This window comes from Vibrio sp. 1F255, assembly GCF_041439145.1.
Taxonomy (GTDB): Bacteria; Pseudomonadota; Gammaproteobacteria; order Enterobacterales; family Vibrionaceae; genus Vibrio; species Vibrio crassostreae_C.
In genome coordinates, this window is record NZ_JBGONQ010000005.1 from 79,588 (window position 1) to 96,526 (window position 16,939).

The window sequence follows — 16,939 nt, forward strand, 5'->3', positions numbered from 1 at the left end:
ATGCGGGCAATAGCGCGACGTCGACCGAGCTTGAAGTCATCATCGATACCGAAGCAGGAGCAGGTATAGATATCGATCAAGTTACTGGTGATGGGATTGTTAATGCTGAAGAAGCTTCATCTGATCAAGAGATAACAGGTAAAGTTTCTGGTGATGCAAGTGAAGGGGATACTGTACATATTTACTTGGGGGTTGGAGATAGCAAAGTTTTTATCGGTTCGACGGTAGTTCTAGCTGACAATACGTTCAAGTTAGTCACACATGGTTCGAATCTTATTATGGGTAACCCTGCAGATCTTACCGCTACTGTGACTGGAAGTGACGATGCTGGTAACGATTTTGTTGCTTCTAATACAGAGCGTTACTTTGTGTTCACAGATATTCCGGAATCTCCTGTAATTACAAATATCTCAGATGATTCTGCAGCTAGTGATTATTCTGAAGTTACATTGAGTGGTACTGGTGAGCCTGGCTTAACAATATTACTATTCGATGAAGACAGTAATCAGGTGAATGTAGCTCCGATTACAGTCGACAGTAATGGTAACTGGACCACTGATATATCGAACCTGGTTTCTACGTCAGTTAATGACAACGAATTCTTTACAGCCAAACAAGTTGATAATTACGGTAACACTAGTGAATCATCGAATACCGTACATTACTACCATGGTGATTTTGACCCAGCACAGCAAGAAACTACAGATGACTTCGTCTTACTTGGTGGGGGAGATGATCAATTTAATGCCACAGTAGACGACATAGATAACAGATTAGTTGTAGATGGTGGCTCTGGTACAGATACCGCTGTGTTTGATTTCTCTTTGGATTCAGCTTTAGTACAGTTAAACGCTGATGGTTCAGTGACTATCACTGAAAGCAATAGTGATGTGAACACTTTCATCGAGTTTGAAAACTTCAACTTCACTGATGGTGGTAAAACTGTTGAAGAACTCTTTGCCCCTTCAGTTACTATTGTAAGGGATGAAGACGAATTCATTAACAGTGATAGACCTGTGGTTTCATATAATGTGACACTGCCAGCTGGTGCTGCAGTCGGTGCCACGCTGTCGATAGAAGTTGAAGGTCAACTTACTGAAACTAAAGTTCTTACTCAATCTGATATAGATTCTGGCTCCTTATCCTTTGATGTTGATATGGATACGGTTGTAGACGGTGAGCTGAATATTGATGCAGAGTTAACATATCAAAATCAGCCTGCAGGCACGCAATTTATTGGGACTGATGCGTTATCTACCAATATCGACCCTAGTGCATCTAGTTTTAGTATTGACTTAGGTACAGAGCAGACAGCACAGTTCACGTTCGATTCTCACGTAAGTGACGCTGAAGACGATTTAAGCAGTACTGATAATAAAGATGTTCAACTTTCGATTATTGATCTTCCTGAGCTTGGTTCTTTATATGTGGTTGATGGTGATACTCGTACATTAGTTGATGAAAATACAGTTCTAACTGAAGACACCCAAATCGAATATGTACTTGATGAGACTATAAACTCAGACCTGTCTTTTGATGCATCAGAAGATTTTAACAATATAAATGGTTCAGAAACATCTTATACATTAGATAGTGGTGTAATCATTTCTGGTGGTCTTTTCGATGGAGATAGACCAGACTCATCTAGCAATTTAACAGCTGAAACATTGCATTATGATAGTGAGGAAAATGAGTCAGGATTAGGTGTAGGTGATAAAGAACTTGATGTTTCAACTAAAGATTTTATCTCGATAGACTTTACTAAGGTTGGTGATTCTAACGCCACTGAGGTAACAGTAACTGAGGTTAATATCGATTTTGGTAGTGTCTGGGCTCACTATGCCGATAACAATTCTGCTGATGCTGAGATACAAGTTATCTTATTTAAAGATGGTGTTCAGGTAGGCAATGCCCCTTACATCTTTGATGATGATACTAATTCTGCCGTTTATGATGGAAGCGGTGAATTCACTGCAAATATCCAGCTTGATGGTGGGTTTGATGAGATTCGTGTATACACAGTTAATGGGGACCAATCAAATGGATCGAACTCTAATATCACATTGCAAGGTGTTGAAGTTGTAGATACGATTGTTTCTGAAAAAATCACCTATGAAGCTACAGATAGTGACAAAGGAACCGATACAGGTGTTATAACCATTTCAACTTCAAGTACACAGGATTCAACAAATAAAGCACCAGTCTTGAATGACTCTCAGCTTGATGCTTCTAATGAAGATCAGGTGGTTAGTTTGTCTCTGGATAAGCTCAATATTACTGATGCTGATGGAGACCAGACATTTATTACAGATGTCAAGGTTGACCCATCATATGGTTCGGTTCAGCTTGTAACAGATTCAGAAGGGAAAGTGACCTCTGCAGAGTTTACACCAGCTTCGGATAAACATTTCGATAGCGTACCGTTTACTGTGACTGTTTCTGATGGAGCTAAGTCGAGCGAAGGTACAGCAACACTTGTTGTGAATGCCGTGGCTGATAAGCCTAATGTTACTGCGGTATTTGGTGATACTTCAAATGTTGTGATTAGTGATGCATTGCATACTAAGCTTGTTAATGCTGATGCTAACACCAGTTTTACTGAAAGTGATTATGCTGAACTTGGTCATACTGTAATGAATCAGTATGGTCAAACAACGGGGACTGTAGGAAATGATTTAATCGTTGGTTCTGATGTAAGCTCTGGTGATAGTTTGATTGGAGATGCTAATACAAACCCAGGAGGTACAGGTTCTGATATTTTTGTTGGCCGTGATGGTGATGATCATCTTTCTGGTGGTACTGGTTCATTGGATGCTGAAAGTGCTATTGATACTGCAGTATATGAAGGTGATTTTTCTGAATACAATTTAACTTTTGTTGGTGACACGACGACACAACATGATTGGACTATCGTGGATAGTTTGAACCGTGATACTCCTGAATGGGGTAGTACTGGTGATAAACTGTATCAAATTGAACGTTTAATTTTTGCAGATGCTATTGTTGAACTTAATGAAGACGGAACATTCAATGTGCTTCAAGATGTTGGCTTTACAGTAACAGCTTCGGTAGCAGATACAGACGGAAGTGAGTACCTAGACGAAGTTAGAATTTCCGGGTTACCAGATTCTGCAGAAATTATTGATAAAGATACTGGTAATGTTCTTGGTGGTTTCGTAACCATTGGTGATGAATCTGTCTGGGTCATTGATATTGAAGGTGACACTACACAGCATATTAGCTATGACAATCTTGCAGTAAGAGATAGTTCAGGTGAACAGTTAGATGTTGATGTTGAAGTCGTTGCTGTAGATGTGAATGAAAATGTTTCAACAGCGAGTACTAGTGTTAATGTTGCTGAAACTAACGATATCATGGCAGATCAAGGCGGGAGCGAACCAACAACAGTCATTACTCTGATTATTGATTCTTCTGGAAGTATGGCAAGTACTCCCAGTGGTCTAAGCGATATGAGAATTGAGTACGTATTGCAAGCGTCAATTAATCTCTTGCAAAACGTGGCTGATCAAGAAGGCAGTGAAGATGTTCTGGTACAGTTAATAGACTTTGATTCTGGAGCGACGAATACTGGTTGGAAGACAGTAGCTGAAGCTATAGCTATTCTTACCACCGCTCAAGAAAAAGTAGATGAGAGAAATTATAACGGTATCTTCGATGCGCAAGGCGGAACGGATTATGAAGATGGCGTAGAGGCAGCAATCGCTGGTTACAATACTAACCCAGTTTCAAATTTGTCATCTGACGATACCAATGACGTTGTTTACTTCTTAAGTGACGGTCGAGACAATGGCGATTGGGACAGTGATACCAACAGCGATTGGGACAGCTTTATTGCCGATAAAGATGTGACTGCCGTTGGAGTCGGTAGCTCAGATAATGTGCCTGAGAGTGGTCTTAAAGAAGTCGCTGGTAACAATGGTAAAGTTGTTTATATACCAGACTCTCTAATCACAACGGAATTACCAAAACTTCGTCCAACAATCGGTATTGCTGGTTCGTTGTTGCTATCTCTATCTGGCCTAGATGCAGTAGCAGTAATGATTGATGAGAGCAAAGCGTCAGTGATTCAGAAAGTCGATACTGATGGAAACACCATTAACCTGCCAACAGGTCTAACATTTACCAAAGACAGTGTTGGGAATGAACTGGTTGTTGATATTGGTTACGGAGAATTTCGAGTTGCACAAGATGGTTCATACTATTTCCAACCATCAAGTGACAGCACAGCAAGTGACACCGGTAAAGCGGTTGCATTTGAAATCCTTGTAACTGTAGAAGACAGTCAAGGCGCTCAGTCACAGCAACTTATTACATTAAATCTAAGCCCTAGCGGTGAGGTGAATGTTGCACCTACTTCTTCGTTTAACGCATCGACAGGTGATGATCAGTTCCAGGGTACTGAACAAGATGACATTATCTTAGGTCATGCTGGTAATGATGTACTACTAGGGGCTGCGGGCGATGATATCTTACTCGGTGGCGACGGTAGCGATATCTTAATCGGTGGCTTAGGTGATGACATTCTAACTGGTGGCGACGGTGATGATATCTTCAAGTGGGTTGATGAACCTTTGAACAACTATCGAGACGTTATTACTGACTTTGAAGTGGGCAGTGACCGTATTGATTTGTCTGAACTCCTTCATGATGAAAATACAATGGATGATGTTCTTGAACATTTGTCAGCTAAGATTAGCGATAACAACCAAGACCTAGAGTTAACCATTACTAATGATCAAGGTTCTCAAACTATAGTATTGCAGGGCCAAGCAAGTAATCTTAGTGGTTTTGACGTCGATTCTTCTGGTGTTTATTCCGGTGATGAATTGACGAATTTAGTAAATTCACTAATGACTAACCTACCAAACTCTTAATTCATGAATAACAAAAAGGGCCGAAAGGCCCTTTTTTAATATGTCTGTTTCGTCATATAAAATAATAGAGTCAAAAGCTCAAGGATTAAAGAACCTTACAAGCAAAACCTTTCAGGTAGAAACCTTCTGGGTAGGCAGTGTCTGTTAGGTGGTCGGCTGCTTGCTCGAAGCGTTCTACGAATTTAACAGTGCGGCCTGCATCTAATGCTGCATCAGCAATGATTTTTTGGAACAAATCAGTACCCATTAAGCCAGAGCAAGAGTAGGTGAGTAGAGTGCCACCTGGTTTCAGGATTTGCATCGCAAGCATGTTAACGTCTTTGTAGCCGTTAGCGCCTGAAGTTAGGTTATTCTTGCTTGAAACAAACTTTGGTGGATCCATGATCACTACGTCGAACTTCGTGCCTTGGTCTCGGTATTCGCGAAGTAGTTTGAATACGTCTGCGTTTAGGAATACTGCACGCTTTTTCGAGATGTCGAACTCATTCAGCTCAGCGTTGAACTTAGCTGTATCAAGAGCTAATTGAGAAACGTCTGCATTGATTACACGCTTAGCATCACCTTTAAGGGCATACAGACCAAAACCACCTGTGTACGAGAAACAGTTAAGGACATCTTTGCCTTTAACGTATTTCATCGATTCTTTACGGCTATCACGTTGGTCCATATAGAAGCCCGTTTTATGGCCTTCGATAATGTTTACGCTGATTTTCACACCGTTTTCTTCAATGACCACTGATTTAGGTGGTTCTTCACCGTGAAGTACGCCAACAACTTGTTCTAAGCCTTCTTTTTTACGGACTGCTACGTCAGAACGCTCATAAATATTGCAGTCAGGGAAACATTCAATTAAAGCTTCAACAAGTATGTTCTTATTAAACTCAGCTCCGGCGCTAAGTAATTGGCATACGAGGAAATCTTGATATTTGTCGATTGTGATACCGGGAAGGCCATCAGACTCTGCTGCAGTAAGGCGGTAGCCAGTTAGACCATCACGTTCAATGATATCTTCACGCAAAGATTGCGCGTCTTGAATTCGTTTTACGAAGAATGCTTTATTGATTTCTTCTTTTTCAAATGTCCAAACACGAGCTCGAATTTGAGATTCCGGTGAGTAAGCCGCTTTTGCAAGCCACTGACCATTTTGAGTGTATACGTCTACAGTTTCACCTGATTTTGGCTCGCCTTCGACTTTATCGATACCGCGTGAAAATACCCATGGGTGTTTACGGCGTAGTGATTTGTCACGGCCTTTAGCTAGATGAATTGAAGGAGTCATAATTTACTCTGTTTGTTGAATTTGAAGGAGGGGTATTGTCGAGGAAGTACAGTTGAAAAGCAAATAAGAAAGGGCTGCACAAGCAGCCCTAGTAATGATTAATCAACACATACTGGCTAGATATAAGTATTAAGCTTTGAGACCTGTCAGCAAACCTTCCATCGTATCACTTTGTTTACGAAGTTGGTCAACATTGGAATTACTCTTACTGATCATCTCGCAGATACTGTCTGACTGATGACGAATCTCCTCAACACTTTGAGCTATGTTATCTGCACCAACACCTTGCTCTTCCGCGGCTGTAGCAATCTGAGTACTACTGTCTGAGATAGATTGATTCTTTTCTGCTAAAGAGCCGATCTCGACATTCACTTCTGACATCAGTGTCTGGCCTTCATTAGCGTTGTTTACCGTTATTTCCATCAGTTTGGTTAGTGATTGGCTGTTACGTTGTAATGATTCAATCATGCTTTGGATTTCAACAGTTGCTTGTTGAGTACGACCTGCAAGGGCACGAACTTCATCGGCAACAACAGCGAATCCACGACCCTGCTCGCCGGCACGAGCGGCTTCGATAGCCGCGTTCAATGCGAGTAGATTGGTCTGCTCTGAAATGCCATTGATGGTTGCGACCACCTCATCGATCTGCGCCGCGTTGGCATCAAGTTCTTCTACTGCTTGTGAAGCGGACTGGATCTCTTGAGATAGGCTAGAGATAGACTCCAGTGTATTTGAAACCTTGACTTGACCACTTTGAGCAACGCCGCGAGCGTCCATCGTTTGTGAACTAGACTCATGAGCAAGAGTCGCGACTTCGCGAATCGTAGCCGCCATTTGTTCCGTTGCACTTGCCAAGCTATTCAGGTGTTCCTGTTGGTTACCTGAGATGTCTGAACTTTGTTGTGTTGACTGGTTCAAGTCCGAGCTAATTTGCTGCATGAGAGCGACAGACTCTTGGATTGATAGAACCATGTTTTGTTCACGTTTAGCGACTTTATCGATTGTAATCGCGATTTCACTGAACTCGTCACGAACTAAGAAGTAGTTCATGCGGCAAGTTAAGTCGCCATTCGCAAGCGTGTTCAGAGCTTTGTTCATAGAGAACATCGCGCCGCCAATAAAGGTCATGATGTAGTAAACACCTAGTGCGATAAGCGTTAGGGTTACAGCGATGATAGAAACCTGAGTCGTCGATAGAGCAGACCAAAGGTTTTGGTCATGGTTAGCAACTAGGCTGAACGCTCCATTCATCACTGAAACAGAACCAGCACCGTAGCCTAAAGAGATGGTTTCAGAGCTGCTGACAAGCTGAGCTACTTGATCTTTAGTGAGTTGACCCGCTTCGATAAGCCCTTTCATCAAGAGCATTTCTTCTTGATAAAGGTGAGCAAGTAAAGAGTCCGCGGCATTATCTAAAACGAGAGTTAATATAACCAGGGCGAGAAGTGGCAATAAGAAGAGTAGATAGAACTTTTCTTGGATTTTTAGGTGAATGAGATATTTGTCAATCCAACGAAATGGGATTTCTTTCATAATCGTTATACTCGAAGTAAGTCCACCAATAAGCGGTGAATGAATAGAAACTCGACTATATCATTCATATAATTTATGAGGCAACGTTATGGAAAGTTCACAATATATTTTTGTCGTGTCAGGCGTAGTTCAATGTGTTGGGTTCCGTTACCACACCAGTAGGCAGGCGCAAGCTATGGGTCTCTCAGGTTATGCAAAGAACTTAAATGATGGTCGAGTTGAAGTGTTAGTTGTCGGAGAGAGTCAGCAAATTGAGAAGTTACATGCTTGGCTCTATATTGGCCCTTCGAGCGCAACAGTAGACAACGTTGTGATGCATCAAGTTAAAGATAGTGAGCGCCAAGACGTACGCATAGGGGCGTTTAAAATACTGTAGTTGTAGCACTACAGTATTTTATATTGAACGTAACTTAATGACCTAAAGCGGGTTAGGTTTTACAAGCACTTTGCTGGTTTAGGTAAACCGGCGAGCTTGGTCGCTTGTTTTGCAGGGCCGTTTTTGAATAACTTGAAAAGGTACTTACTATTGCCTTTTTCTGGGCCGTGAGCTTTTTCCATTGCTTTAACGAGCATGCGAACCGCTGGTGAGGTGTTGAACTCTTCGTAAAAGCTCCTTACAAAATGTACGACTTCTAAGTGTGCATCTGTAAGTTCAATCGCCTCGTCTTGAGCAAGAATTTCAATCATGCCTTCTTCCCATTGCGTGTAATCCAATAGGTAGCCTTGAGCGTCGGTTTCGATTTGCTTGCCGTTATATTCAAACATGTTTAATCCAGAATCCAATTAACTATGCGGATAGGGTACATGACCAAGTTTGTCTTTCTCAACAGAAATTATAGCTATCCAATGAAATATCGTACTTATAGATACAAAAAAGCCCAAGAGGTAGGCTCTTGGGCTAGATATTCTTCAATGATGGGAACGATTAGTCGTCGCTGCCCATGATGCCTAGGATGCTTAGTAGGCTGATGAAGATGTTGTAGATCGATACGTACAAGCTGATCGTTGCAGAGATGTAGTTTGTTTCACCGCCACGAATGATGTTTTGCGTTGTAAGCAAGATAACACCAGTCGAGAACAGGATGAACATACCGCTCATTGCCAATGATAGTAGAGGCATTTGTAGGAAGATGTTTGCAACCATACCTACAAGTAGTACTACGAAACCAGCTAATAGCATGCCATTAAGGAACGACAGGTCACGCTTAGTTGTTAGTGCGTAAGCTGATGCGCCCATAAACGCCAGTGCTGTACCGCCAAGTGCAGTTAGGATGACATCACCCATGCCTGCGCCAACGTACATGTTTAAGATTGGACCGATGGTGTAGCCTAAGAAACCTGTAAATAGGAATGTGAAGACTAGACCCATGCTGTTGTCACGGTTCTTTTCTGTTAGGAAAAGTAGGCCGTAGAAGCCAACTAGCATGATAATAAGACCCGGGCGAGGAAGGTTCATCGCCATGGATACGCCTGCTACAACAGCAGACCAAAGTAGTGTCATAGACAGTAATGCGTAGGTGTTACGCAACACTTTATTGGTTTGCAGAGCACTTTCTTGAGATGCTGTGCGTGAAAACATAGGGCTGTTCATAATCTTCCTCGTAAGGTGACTTCAATAGTTATTAGTACATTTATGGGGGTGAAAGTTCGAAAAATCAAGTCTCTCATTCCTCTTGTATACGTAAAATAATAATCAAAATAGTCGGTTAAGTGTTTCTGAAGGTGTAACAAAGTATTTCTTAAAGTGCAGTTAAGGTTCGTTGTTCAATTTTAATCGCACTGAATCGCTGTTTATAATCTTGAAAAACTAATTATAACACTGAAAACAAAGAGGCGACCTAAGCCGCCTCTGTAGTTTATGCATCATAACACATTAGTGGTGTAAGATTTGGCTTAAGAAGTTCTGCGTTCTGTCTGATTGTGGATTTTCAAAGAAATCGACAGGGTTGTTCTCTTCTATGATTTCACCGGCATCCATGAAGATAACGCGATCCGCGACCTCTTTAGCAAAGCCCATCTCGTGCGTTACACAAAGCATCGTCATGCCTTCTTCTGCAAGCTCAACCATTACGTCTAACACCTCACGAACCATTTCTGGATCGAGCGCCGACGTTGGCTCATCAAACAGCATCACTTGAGGGTTCATACACAAAGAGCGAGCGATAGCTACACGCTGCTGTTGACCACCTGAAAGCTGACCTGGGAACTTGTCCGCTTGCTCAGGGATTTTTACGCGCTCTAGGTACTTCATTGCAATCGCTTCGGCTTCTTCTTTTGGCATCTTTTTGACCCAGATTGGAGCCAGAGTACAGTTCTCTAATACCGTCAGATGTGGAAACAGATTGAAGTGTTGGAAACACATGCCGACATCTCTACGCACGGCTTCGATGTTCTTTAGGTCTTCCGTTAATTCATTACCTGAAACGAAGATATGACCTTTTTGGTGCTCTTCTAATCGGTTGATGCAGCGGATCATCGTTGATTTACCAGAGCCTGAAGGGCCACAGATAACGATTTTCTCGCCTTTTTTAACTTCTAAATTGATGTTCTTAAGTACGTGGAATTCACCGTACCACTTGTTCATGTCTTTCAACTCGATCATAAGACCTTGAGAGTTGTTTTCTGTCTGCTGCGTCATAATACGTCCTTGATCTTGTTAATTATCGTTTGTGACCGGTGTGAAGTCTGTTTTCTAGCCATATCGAATATCTCGACATGCCAAAACAAAACACCCAGAACACTAACGCGACAAATACATAACTTTCTGTTGAATACCCAAGCCATTCAGGGTCGGTATTCGCGGCTTGGCCAATTCCTAGTACATCAAACATACCAATAATCAAAACAAGACTGGTATCTTTAAACAAACCAATGAAGGTGTTCACAATTGAAGGAATCGTGATTTTAAGAGCTTGAGGTAGAATGATAAGCCCGGTCTTTTTCCAGTAGCTTAACCCCAGAGCATCAGCTGCTTCGTATTGGCCTTTTGGTATTGCTTGTAGACCACCTCGAATTACTTCGGCCATGTAGGCTGCACTGAATAGAACTACCCCTACAAGTGCTCGAATGAGCTTATCGGTTTCTGTCCCTTCTGATAAAAAGAGTGGCAGCATTACTGAAGCCATGAATAGAACTGTAATGAGCGGTACGCCACGCCAAATTTCGATGTATACGGTACACATACTGCGAATGATCGGCATCTCTGAGCGACGCCCAAGAGCAAGTGCAACACCAATAGGGAGTGACACTACAATACCAACAAGTGCGATGACCAGTGTAACCAATAGGCCGCCCCATTTATGGGTATCAACAACTTCTAACCCAAAGACGCCACCGTATAGCAAGCCGGCAATGATAAATGGGTAGATGTTGACGAAGAACAACCAAATCCACGTACGTTTAGGTGTTTTTTCATAAGCCAGTAAGGCTACAAAAATGGCCAACGTTGCGTAGAAGAGGCGAGGTCGCCACAGTTCAGCTTCTGGGTAGAAGCCATACATGAATTGGTCCCAACGAACGCTGATAAAAACCCAACAAGCGCCTTCGCTAGTACAGGCATCGCGTGTGGTTCCTATCCAGTCGGCACTGATGAATGCCCAATCCGCTATTGCCCATAATAGGGTGAAAGCAAAGTAAGCAAGAATCACAGTGACGACGCTGTTAATAGGTCCATTAAATAGATTTTTTCTTAACCAACCGACTGGCCCAACGGTATTCGCTGGAGGCGGAAGATCAGGTTGAAATTGATGTGTACTCATCTTATCTCTCCACCAACGCTACTTTGCGGTTGTATATGTTCATTAGAGCGGACGTTAATAGGCTCAAGGTTAGGTAGACGCCCATTGTCATCGCGATTACTTCGATAGCTTGTCCAGTTTGGTTAAGTGTTGTTCCTGCAAATACAGAGACAAGATCAGGATAACCAATGGCCATCGCAAGTGATGAGTTTTTGGTCAGGTTTAGATACTGACTGGTTAGTGGTGGGATAATGATTCTTAATGCTTGTGGAATAATGACAAGCTTTAGAGTTCTAGAACGTGGGATGCCTAGAGACATCGCAGCCTCAGTTTGCCCATGGTTTACCGCGTTAATACCTGAACGAACAATCTCAGCAATGAACGCTGCTGTATAGATACTTAAAGCGAGCATCAATGCAGCAAGCTCAGGGATTATCGTAACACCACCCTTGAAGTTAAACCCTTTCAACACAGGGTAATCTGCAGAGATAGGCATGCCCATAACAAAGTAAGTTATCAACGGTAAGCCTAAAATCAACGCAGCGGCAATTCGCAACATCGGTGTTTGTTGGCCGGTCAGTTTCTGTCTGTTCTTAGCCCAGATGTTGATAATAAACGTAGCGATAATACCGACAATCAATGATGCGATGACAATGCTACTGCCTTGCTCAAAGACTGGAGCAGGGAAGTACAACCCGCGTACGTTCAAGAAAATTGCTTCACCTAGACTCATACTTTGACGAGCAGAAGGCAAGGCTTGTAGAACGGCGAAATACCAGAAAAAGATTTGTAATAGCAGAGGGATATTTCGGAATATCTCAATGTAGACAGCTGCAAATCGGCTAACTAGCCAGTTTGAAGAGAGCCTAGCGATACCCATACTAAAGCCCAGCACTGTCGCTAGCATGATGCCGAGTACTGAAACCAAAGCGGTATTGAGAAGACCGATAAAGAATGTACGACCGTATGAGTAGGTCTCGTCGTATTCAATCAGTGTTAAGCCGATACCAAAACCAGCTTCTTGTGAGAGAAAATCAAAACCAGTGGTGATACCACGGGAATCTAAGTTTGTGAGTGCATTATTTACAATCGTGTAAAAGAAAGCACAAAGCGCCCCGACGGCGATAATTTGGAAAATGATGGAGCGAAAAGTGGGGTTGTAAAATAAGTTGGCACTTTTGGGCTGTGGCTTTGCCTGAGCTGGAGAAATAGTTTCATTAGGTTTCATACTACTATAACCTCAAATCCATTTAATAAATAGGGCGGAAAACTCCGCCCTAATTGATGCTTGAAAATTTATTAACGGATTGGTGGAGCGTACATAAAGCCGCCCGCATTCCATAATGCATTTACACCACGAGAGATTTGAAGTGGAGAACCTGTACCAACAGTACGCTCAAAACTCTCACCGTAGTTACCAACTTGCTTAATTACTTGGTAACCCCAGTCGTCGCGAATGCCAAGGCCTTTACCTTTAGGACCGTCTACACCAAGAATACGTTTGATGTTTGGATCTTTTGACTTAAGCATTTCGTCTGCATTTTTAGAAGAGATGCCGTATTCTTCCGCGTTAATCATTGCTGAAAGTGTCCACTTAGCAACGTTAAACCATTGATCATCATCCTGACGAACAACAGGGCCTAGAGGCTCTTTAGAGATGATTTCAGGAAGTACTTCTGCAGATTTAGGATCAGCTAGGTTTAGGCGAAGTGCGTATAGACCAGATTGGTCAGTCGTTAGCACGTCACAACGACCTGCGTCGAAACCTTTCGATGTTTGTGCTGCCGTATCGAATACCACTGGCTTGTAAGACATGCCACTGTTACGGAAGTAATCGGCTAGGTTAAGTTCAGTTGTTGTACCTGATTGAACACATACAGAAGCGCCATCAAGCTCTTGAGCACTTGTTAGGCCAAGTTCTTTTTTAACCATGAAGCCTTGACCATCGTAGTAGTTAACGCCTACGAAGTTCAGACCTAGAGCAGTGTCACGATGTAATGTCCATGTTGTGTTACGAGATAGTACGTCGATTTCGCCAGATTGAAGCGCAGTAAAACGCTCTTTTGCTGTTAGAGGTACATACTTAACTTTAGTCTTATCACCGAGTACAGCCGCTGCAAGAGCTTGACAATACTCAACATCAATTCCTTCCCATTCACCTTTTGAGTTAGGGTTAGAGAACCCTGGAAGACCGGTACTTACACCACAAGTTAGAAATCCTTGAGATGTGACTTTGTCCAGAGTGCTTTCTGCCGCTGATGCCGATGTTGCCATCATCGCAGTTGATGCAGCTACTACTGAAGCAAGAAGTGTTAGTTTATTTGTCATTTGTATCCTTCCTTGTTAACCAGGTGACACCTGATACTCGTGCTCGTTTGAGTTTCTCTTATGTGTTGCGTTTTCTATGACCTTGTTGTTCAAATTAAACGAGTTGCATTTTGCAAATGAAACTGTGTGCGATTTAAACAACTGTTTATAAGGTTAGGAAAGGATCCGTAGTTTCACAAATGTATAATTTAAAAAGAATTTTGAATGAAATCACAAATCCGAACACAATTAGAATGACCAAATGTTAAGTGAATGTAAATAGTGCAACGGTTCACACTGTTGGTGCAACGAGATTTAGATTTTTATATTGATAATCGACTAGATAAATATTCTGAATCCACATCACAATGATGAAATATTAAACTTAAGAAATGTTGAAATTTGGTCAATAAATATTTTTATTACACTTCGATAGTTATGAATATGCTCCAAATTTGGTAGCATGGCTGAATAGTTATTGAAGTAGTCTCAAGGAAGAACATGCGTTATTTCCCAATGTTTTTGGATGTAGAAAATAAGCCAATCTTAGTGGTTGGTGGGGGTGAGGTTGCTTGCCGTAAAGTCGATAGCTTACTACGAGCGGGAGCGGATGTGACTTTGGTCTCTCCCAAGGTAGCGCCTTACTTAAAGCAGCTTGTGGACGAGAACAAGCTTCACTGGGTTCAAAACTTTTACTCGTCACAGATCATATCGAAAAATTACTTGCAGGTTTGGGCCACAACAGACAACCCAAGCTTGAATCACCAAGTGTATAATGATGCGAAAAAACTGGGCATTTTAGTCAATGTGGTTGACGATCTTCCTTACTGCGACTTCATCACACCTTCGATGATAAATCGCGGCAGAATCCAAATTGCCATCTCTAGTGGCGGGGCATCACCTGTTTTAGTAAGAAATATCAGAGAAAAACTCGAAACGGTATTGCCACAAAACATAGGTTTGATAGCAGACTTCGGTGCATCAAAACGCAATTCAATCAAAGAGTCATTCCCAACCGTCGACGAGCGTCGTAAATTTTGGGAGCGTTTCTTGTCATCCAGCTTTATCGAGCAGGTGAATGACAGAGAGCAGTTAGAGTCTTACTACCAGCAAGCGCTAACCGAAGGCATTGATAGCGAAGGGCAGGTCACTTGGATTGAATTCGAGCAAGATGTCGAGCTGTTGTCTATGAAGGCTTTACGTTTGATGCAGGAGGCAGAGCTCGTACTTTCACCGAGCGATTGTCCATTTGAATTTATCGACCTGTGCCGCCGAGATGCAGAAAGAGAGAGCTACGCCAACAGCGGAGAGCTATCAACAAAGCTTGAGCAAGCAAGAGCAGAGAAATTACGAGTGTGTGTGTTTATTCCACCAGCAAGCGTAGAGTTTAATCTGTTGGTCGGCAAAGACCTAAAATTGTCAGCAGCCCAAGTACTCAGTTGAGGCTGTTGCTTCTAGTTGAAATGAGAGCTTTCTGGTTGTTTTAAATCGGCTAGAGGCTCGGAATAAAACTAAAGCTGGACCAGATAAATAAAAAGCCACTTCAAAAGAAGTGGCTTTTTGCTATTTCAAACACGACATTGTGCTGATGAATGAGCAACCCAAATAGGCGGTCACTCAAACTCAAAAATTAGTCGCGGAAGTTGTCAAACTGGAAAGGTTGACCAAGTTCACCGCCGCGAACTAGAGCCATAACAGCTTGTAGGTCATCACGCTTCTTACCAGTAACACGAACTTTGTCGCCTTGGATAGAAGCTTGAACTTTAACTTTGTTGTCTTTGATTAGCTTAACGATCTTCTTAGCGACATCAGTTTCAATGCCTTGCTTAAAGATAACCGTTTGGTGCCAAGTGCGACCTGTTTGGTCTGCCGCTTTCGCTTCCATCGCGTTAGGATCAACATTACGCTTCGTTAGGTTGCTGCGAAGGATATCGCGCATTTGCTTCAGTTGAAAATCGTCTTGAGCAGTCAATTTTACTGATTCATCTTTGTAATCAAAGCTTGCGTCAACGCCGCGGAAATCGAAACGAGTCGATAGTTCACGGTTTGCGTTGTCTACTGCGTTACGCAGTTCTACTGCTTCTACTTCAGAGATAATGTCAAATGATGGCATTGTGTTGTTTCCTTAAGCTAAGTTTCTATCTTTAATTGCTGTTGCAAGCATGTCTAGCATTGTTGCAGTATCTTCCCAGCTTAGGCATGGGTCAGTAATCGACTTGCCATATTCTAGGTTGTTAATGTCTGTCATTGGCTGGTTGCCTTCAATAATGAAGCTCTCTGCCATAATGCCTGCAATTTGGTTCTTGTTAGATTTAATTTGCTCACAAATGTCTTGTGCAACTTCTAACTGCTTACGGTGTTGCTTCTGACAGTTAGCGTGGCTAAAGTCTACAACCAAACGTTGAGGTAGATCGAATTCAGCCAGTTGCTTACATGCAGTATCTACAGATTCAGCGTCGAAGTTAGGGCCTTTATCACCACCACGTAGAATAACGTGACCGTATGGGTTGCCAGAAGTACGGTAAACCGTCATGCGGCCGTTCTTATCTGGAGAGTAGAAGTAGTGTGAAGCATGTGCTGCACGAATTGCATCGATAGCAATCTTGATGTTGCCGTTGGTCGCGTTCTTGAAGCCAACAGGGCAAGACAGTGCAGAAGCCATTTCACGGTGAATCTGAGATTCAGTTGTACGAGCGCCAATCGCACCCCAAGTGATAAGGTCTGCAATGTACTGACCTGTGATCATATCAAGGAATTCAGTCGCGGTAGCTAGACCAAGCTTGTTGATATCTAGCAGAAGCTTACGAGCTTTGTTCAAGCCTGTTTCAAGTGCGTATGAACCATCAAGGTTAGGATCTGTAATCAAACCCTTCCAACCTACAACAGTACGAGGCTTCTCGAAGTAGGTTCTCATTACAACGAACAGTTCATCTTTGTACTGGTCTTGAATTTTGCTTAGGCGCTCAGCGTAATCAAGTGCCGCATCTGTATCGTGAACAGAGCAAGGGCCTACGATAACTAATAGGCGGTTATCACGACCAGTTAGGATATCTTCGATTTGGCGGCGAGAATTTTTAATGCGCTCAGCAACGTCGTCAGTAATAGGGTGTGCATTGCCTAGTTCGGCAGGAGTTGGCATAGGACCCAGAGCTTGGGTTCTCAACTCATCAGTTTTTAATGGCATGTGA

The 16,939-nt window shown here is 42.5% G+C and carries 13 protein-coding genes; 3 read left to right on the top strand and 10 right to left on the bottom strand.

Annotated features, from left to right (window positions below; all coding sequences use genetic code 11):
• Positions 1-4,895 (top strand): Ig-like domain-containing protein (locus tag ACED41_RS05160; RefSeq protein WP_371724597.1); only part of this gene is annotated, 4,895 nt, incomplete at its 5' end.
• A gap of 85 nt (positions 4,896-4,980) precedes the next feature.
• Here ACED41_RS05160 and ACED41_RS05165 read toward each other — a convergent pair.
• Positions 4,981-6,174, bottom strand: a complete 1,194-nt coding sequence (locus ACED41_RS05165; protein ID WP_017066319.1) for a class I SAM-dependent methyltransferase — start codon at positions 6,172-6,174, stop codon at positions 4,981-4,983.
• Between the two features lie 129 nt (positions 6,175-6,303).
• Complete coding sequence (locus ACED41_RS05170; protein WP_371724598.1) at positions 6,304-7,707, bottom strand: methyl-accepting chemotaxis protein; 1,404 nt, start codon at positions 7,705-7,707, stop codon at positions 6,304-6,306.
• Positions 7,708-7,795: 88 nt separating this feature from the next.
• On the opposite strand from ACED41_RS05170, the gene yccX reads away from it, so the two are divergent.
• Entirely contained in the window at positions 7,796-8,083 is a 288-nt protein-coding gene (yccX, locus tag ACED41_RS05175; protein ID WP_017059706.1) for an acylphosphatase, read from the top strand.
• Between the two features lie 59 nt (positions 8,084-8,142).
• On the opposite strand, the gene ACED41_RS05180 is transcribed toward yccX, so the two are convergent.
• From ACED41_RS05180 to ACED41_RS05205, 6 genes are all read right to left on the bottom strand, one after another.
• The gene (locus ACED41_RS05180) at positions 8,143-8,472 is read right to left on the bottom strand and encodes a TusE/DsrC/DsvC family sulfur relay protein (RefSeq protein WP_371724599.1); all 330 of its coding nucleotides are present in this window, start codon (positions 8,470-8,472) and stop codon (positions 8,143-8,145) included.
• Between the two features lie 160 nt (positions 8,473-8,632).
• Positions 8,633-9,298 (bottom strand): Bax inhibitor-1/YccA family protein, encoded by a 666-nt coding sequence (locus ACED41_RS05185; protein WP_017057206.1) that lies wholly within the window; start codon positions 9,296-9,298, stop codon positions 8,633-8,635.
• 282 nt (positions 9,299-9,580) lie between these two features.
• Complete coding sequence (locus ACED41_RS05190) at positions 9,581-10,345, bottom strand: amino acid ABC transporter ATP-binding protein (RefSeq protein WP_017059704.1); 765 nt, start codon at positions 10,343-10,345, stop codon at positions 9,581-9,583.
• Between the two features lie 22 nt (positions 10,346-10,367).
• On the bottom strand, positions 10,368-11,465 hold the full coding sequence (locus ACED41_RS05195; RefSeq protein WP_017059703.1) for an amino acid ABC transporter permease: 1,098 nt from the start codon (positions 11,463-11,465) through the stop codon (positions 10,368-10,370).
• A gap of 1 nt (position 11,466) precedes the next feature.
• Entirely contained in the window at positions 11,467-12,672 is a 1,206-nt protein-coding gene (locus ACED41_RS05200; RefSeq protein ID WP_017063829.1) for an amino acid ABC transporter permease, read from the bottom strand.
• 71 nt (positions 12,673-12,743) lie between these two features.
• On the bottom strand, positions 12,744-13,772 hold the full coding sequence (locus tag ACED41_RS05205) for an amino acid ABC transporter substrate-binding protein (protein ID WP_017059701.1): 1,029 nt from the start codon (positions 13,770-13,772) through the stop codon (positions 12,744-12,746).
• 480 nt (positions 13,773-14,252) lie between these two features.
• On the opposite strand from ACED41_RS05205, the gene ACED41_RS05210 reads away from it, so the two are divergent.
• Positions 14,253-15,194 carry a bifunctional precorrin-2 dehydrogenase/sirohydrochlorin ferrochelatase gene (locus tag ACED41_RS05210; RefSeq protein ID WP_017059700.1) on the top strand — a complete coding sequence of 314 codons (942 nt, stop codon included), beginning with the start codon at positions 14,253-14,255 and terminating at the stop codon, positions 15,192-15,194.
• Positions 15,195-15,381: 187 nt separating this feature from the next.
• Here ACED41_RS05210 and ACED41_RS05215 read toward each other — a convergent pair whose 3' ends face one another.
• Both ACED41_RS05215 and ACED41_RS05220 read right to left on the bottom strand, forming a co-directional pair.
• Positions 15,382-15,864: a YajQ family cyclic di-GMP-binding protein gene (locus ACED41_RS05215; protein WP_017063832.1), complete on the bottom strand. Its 483-nt coding sequence runs from the start codon at positions 15,862-15,864 to the stop codon at positions 15,382-15,384.
• A gap of 12 nt (positions 15,865-15,876) precedes the next feature.
• A complete protein-coding gene (locus ACED41_RS05220) occupies positions 15,877-16,935 on the bottom strand; it encodes a 3-deoxy-7-phosphoheptulonate synthase (protein WP_017059698.1) in 1,059 nt (352 codons plus the stop codon).
• Between the last annotated feature and the right edge of the window lie 4 nt (positions 16,936-16,939).

Coding starts and splice junctions, on each gene's coding strand:
- ACED41_RS05195 (WP_017059703.1), bottom strand. CDS start 11,465: ATGAGTACACATCAATTTCAACCTGATCTTCCGCCTCCAGCGAATACC.
- ACED41_RS05170 (WP_371724598.1), bottom strand. CDS start 7,707: ATGAAAGAAATCCCATTTCGTTGGATTGACAAATATCTCATTCACCTA.
- ACED41_RS05180 (WP_371724599.1), bottom strand. CDS start 8,472: ATGTTTGAATATAACGGCAAGCAAATCGAAACCGACGCTCAAGGCTAC.
- ACED41_RS05205 (WP_017059701.1), bottom strand. CDS start 13,772: ATGACAAATAAACTAACACTTCTTGCTTCAGTAGTAGCTGCATCAACT.
- ACED41_RS05185 (WP_017057206.1), bottom strand. CDS start 9,298: ATGAACAGCCCTATGTTTTCACGCACAGCATCTCAAGAAAGTGCTCTG.
- ACED41_RS05215 (WP_017063832.1), bottom strand. CDS start 15,864: ATGCCATCATTTGACATTATCTCTGAAGTAGAAGCAGTAGAACTGCGT.
- ACED41_RS05165 (WP_017066319.1), bottom strand. CDS start 6,174: ATGACTCCTTCAATTCATCTAGCTAAAGGCCGTGACAAATCACTACGC.
- ACED41_RS05190 (WP_017059704.1), bottom strand. CDS start 10,345: ATGACGCAGCAGACAGAAAACAACTCTCAAGGTCTTATGATCGAGTTG.
- ACED41_RS05210 (WP_017059700.1), top strand. CDS start 14,253: ATGCGTTATTTCCCAATGTTTTTGGATGTAGAAAATAAGCCAATCTTA.
- ACED41_RS05220 (WP_017059698.1), bottom strand. CDS start 16,935: ATGCCATTAAAAACTGATGAGTTGAGAACCCAAGCTCTGGGTCCTATG.
- yccX (WP_017059706.1), top strand. CDS start 7,796: ATGGAAAGTTCACAATATATTTTTGTCGTGTCAGGCGTAGTTCAATGT.
- ACED41_RS05200 (WP_017063829.1), bottom strand. CDS start 12,672: ATGAAACCTAATGAAACTATTTCTCCAGCTCAGGCAAAGCCACAGCCC.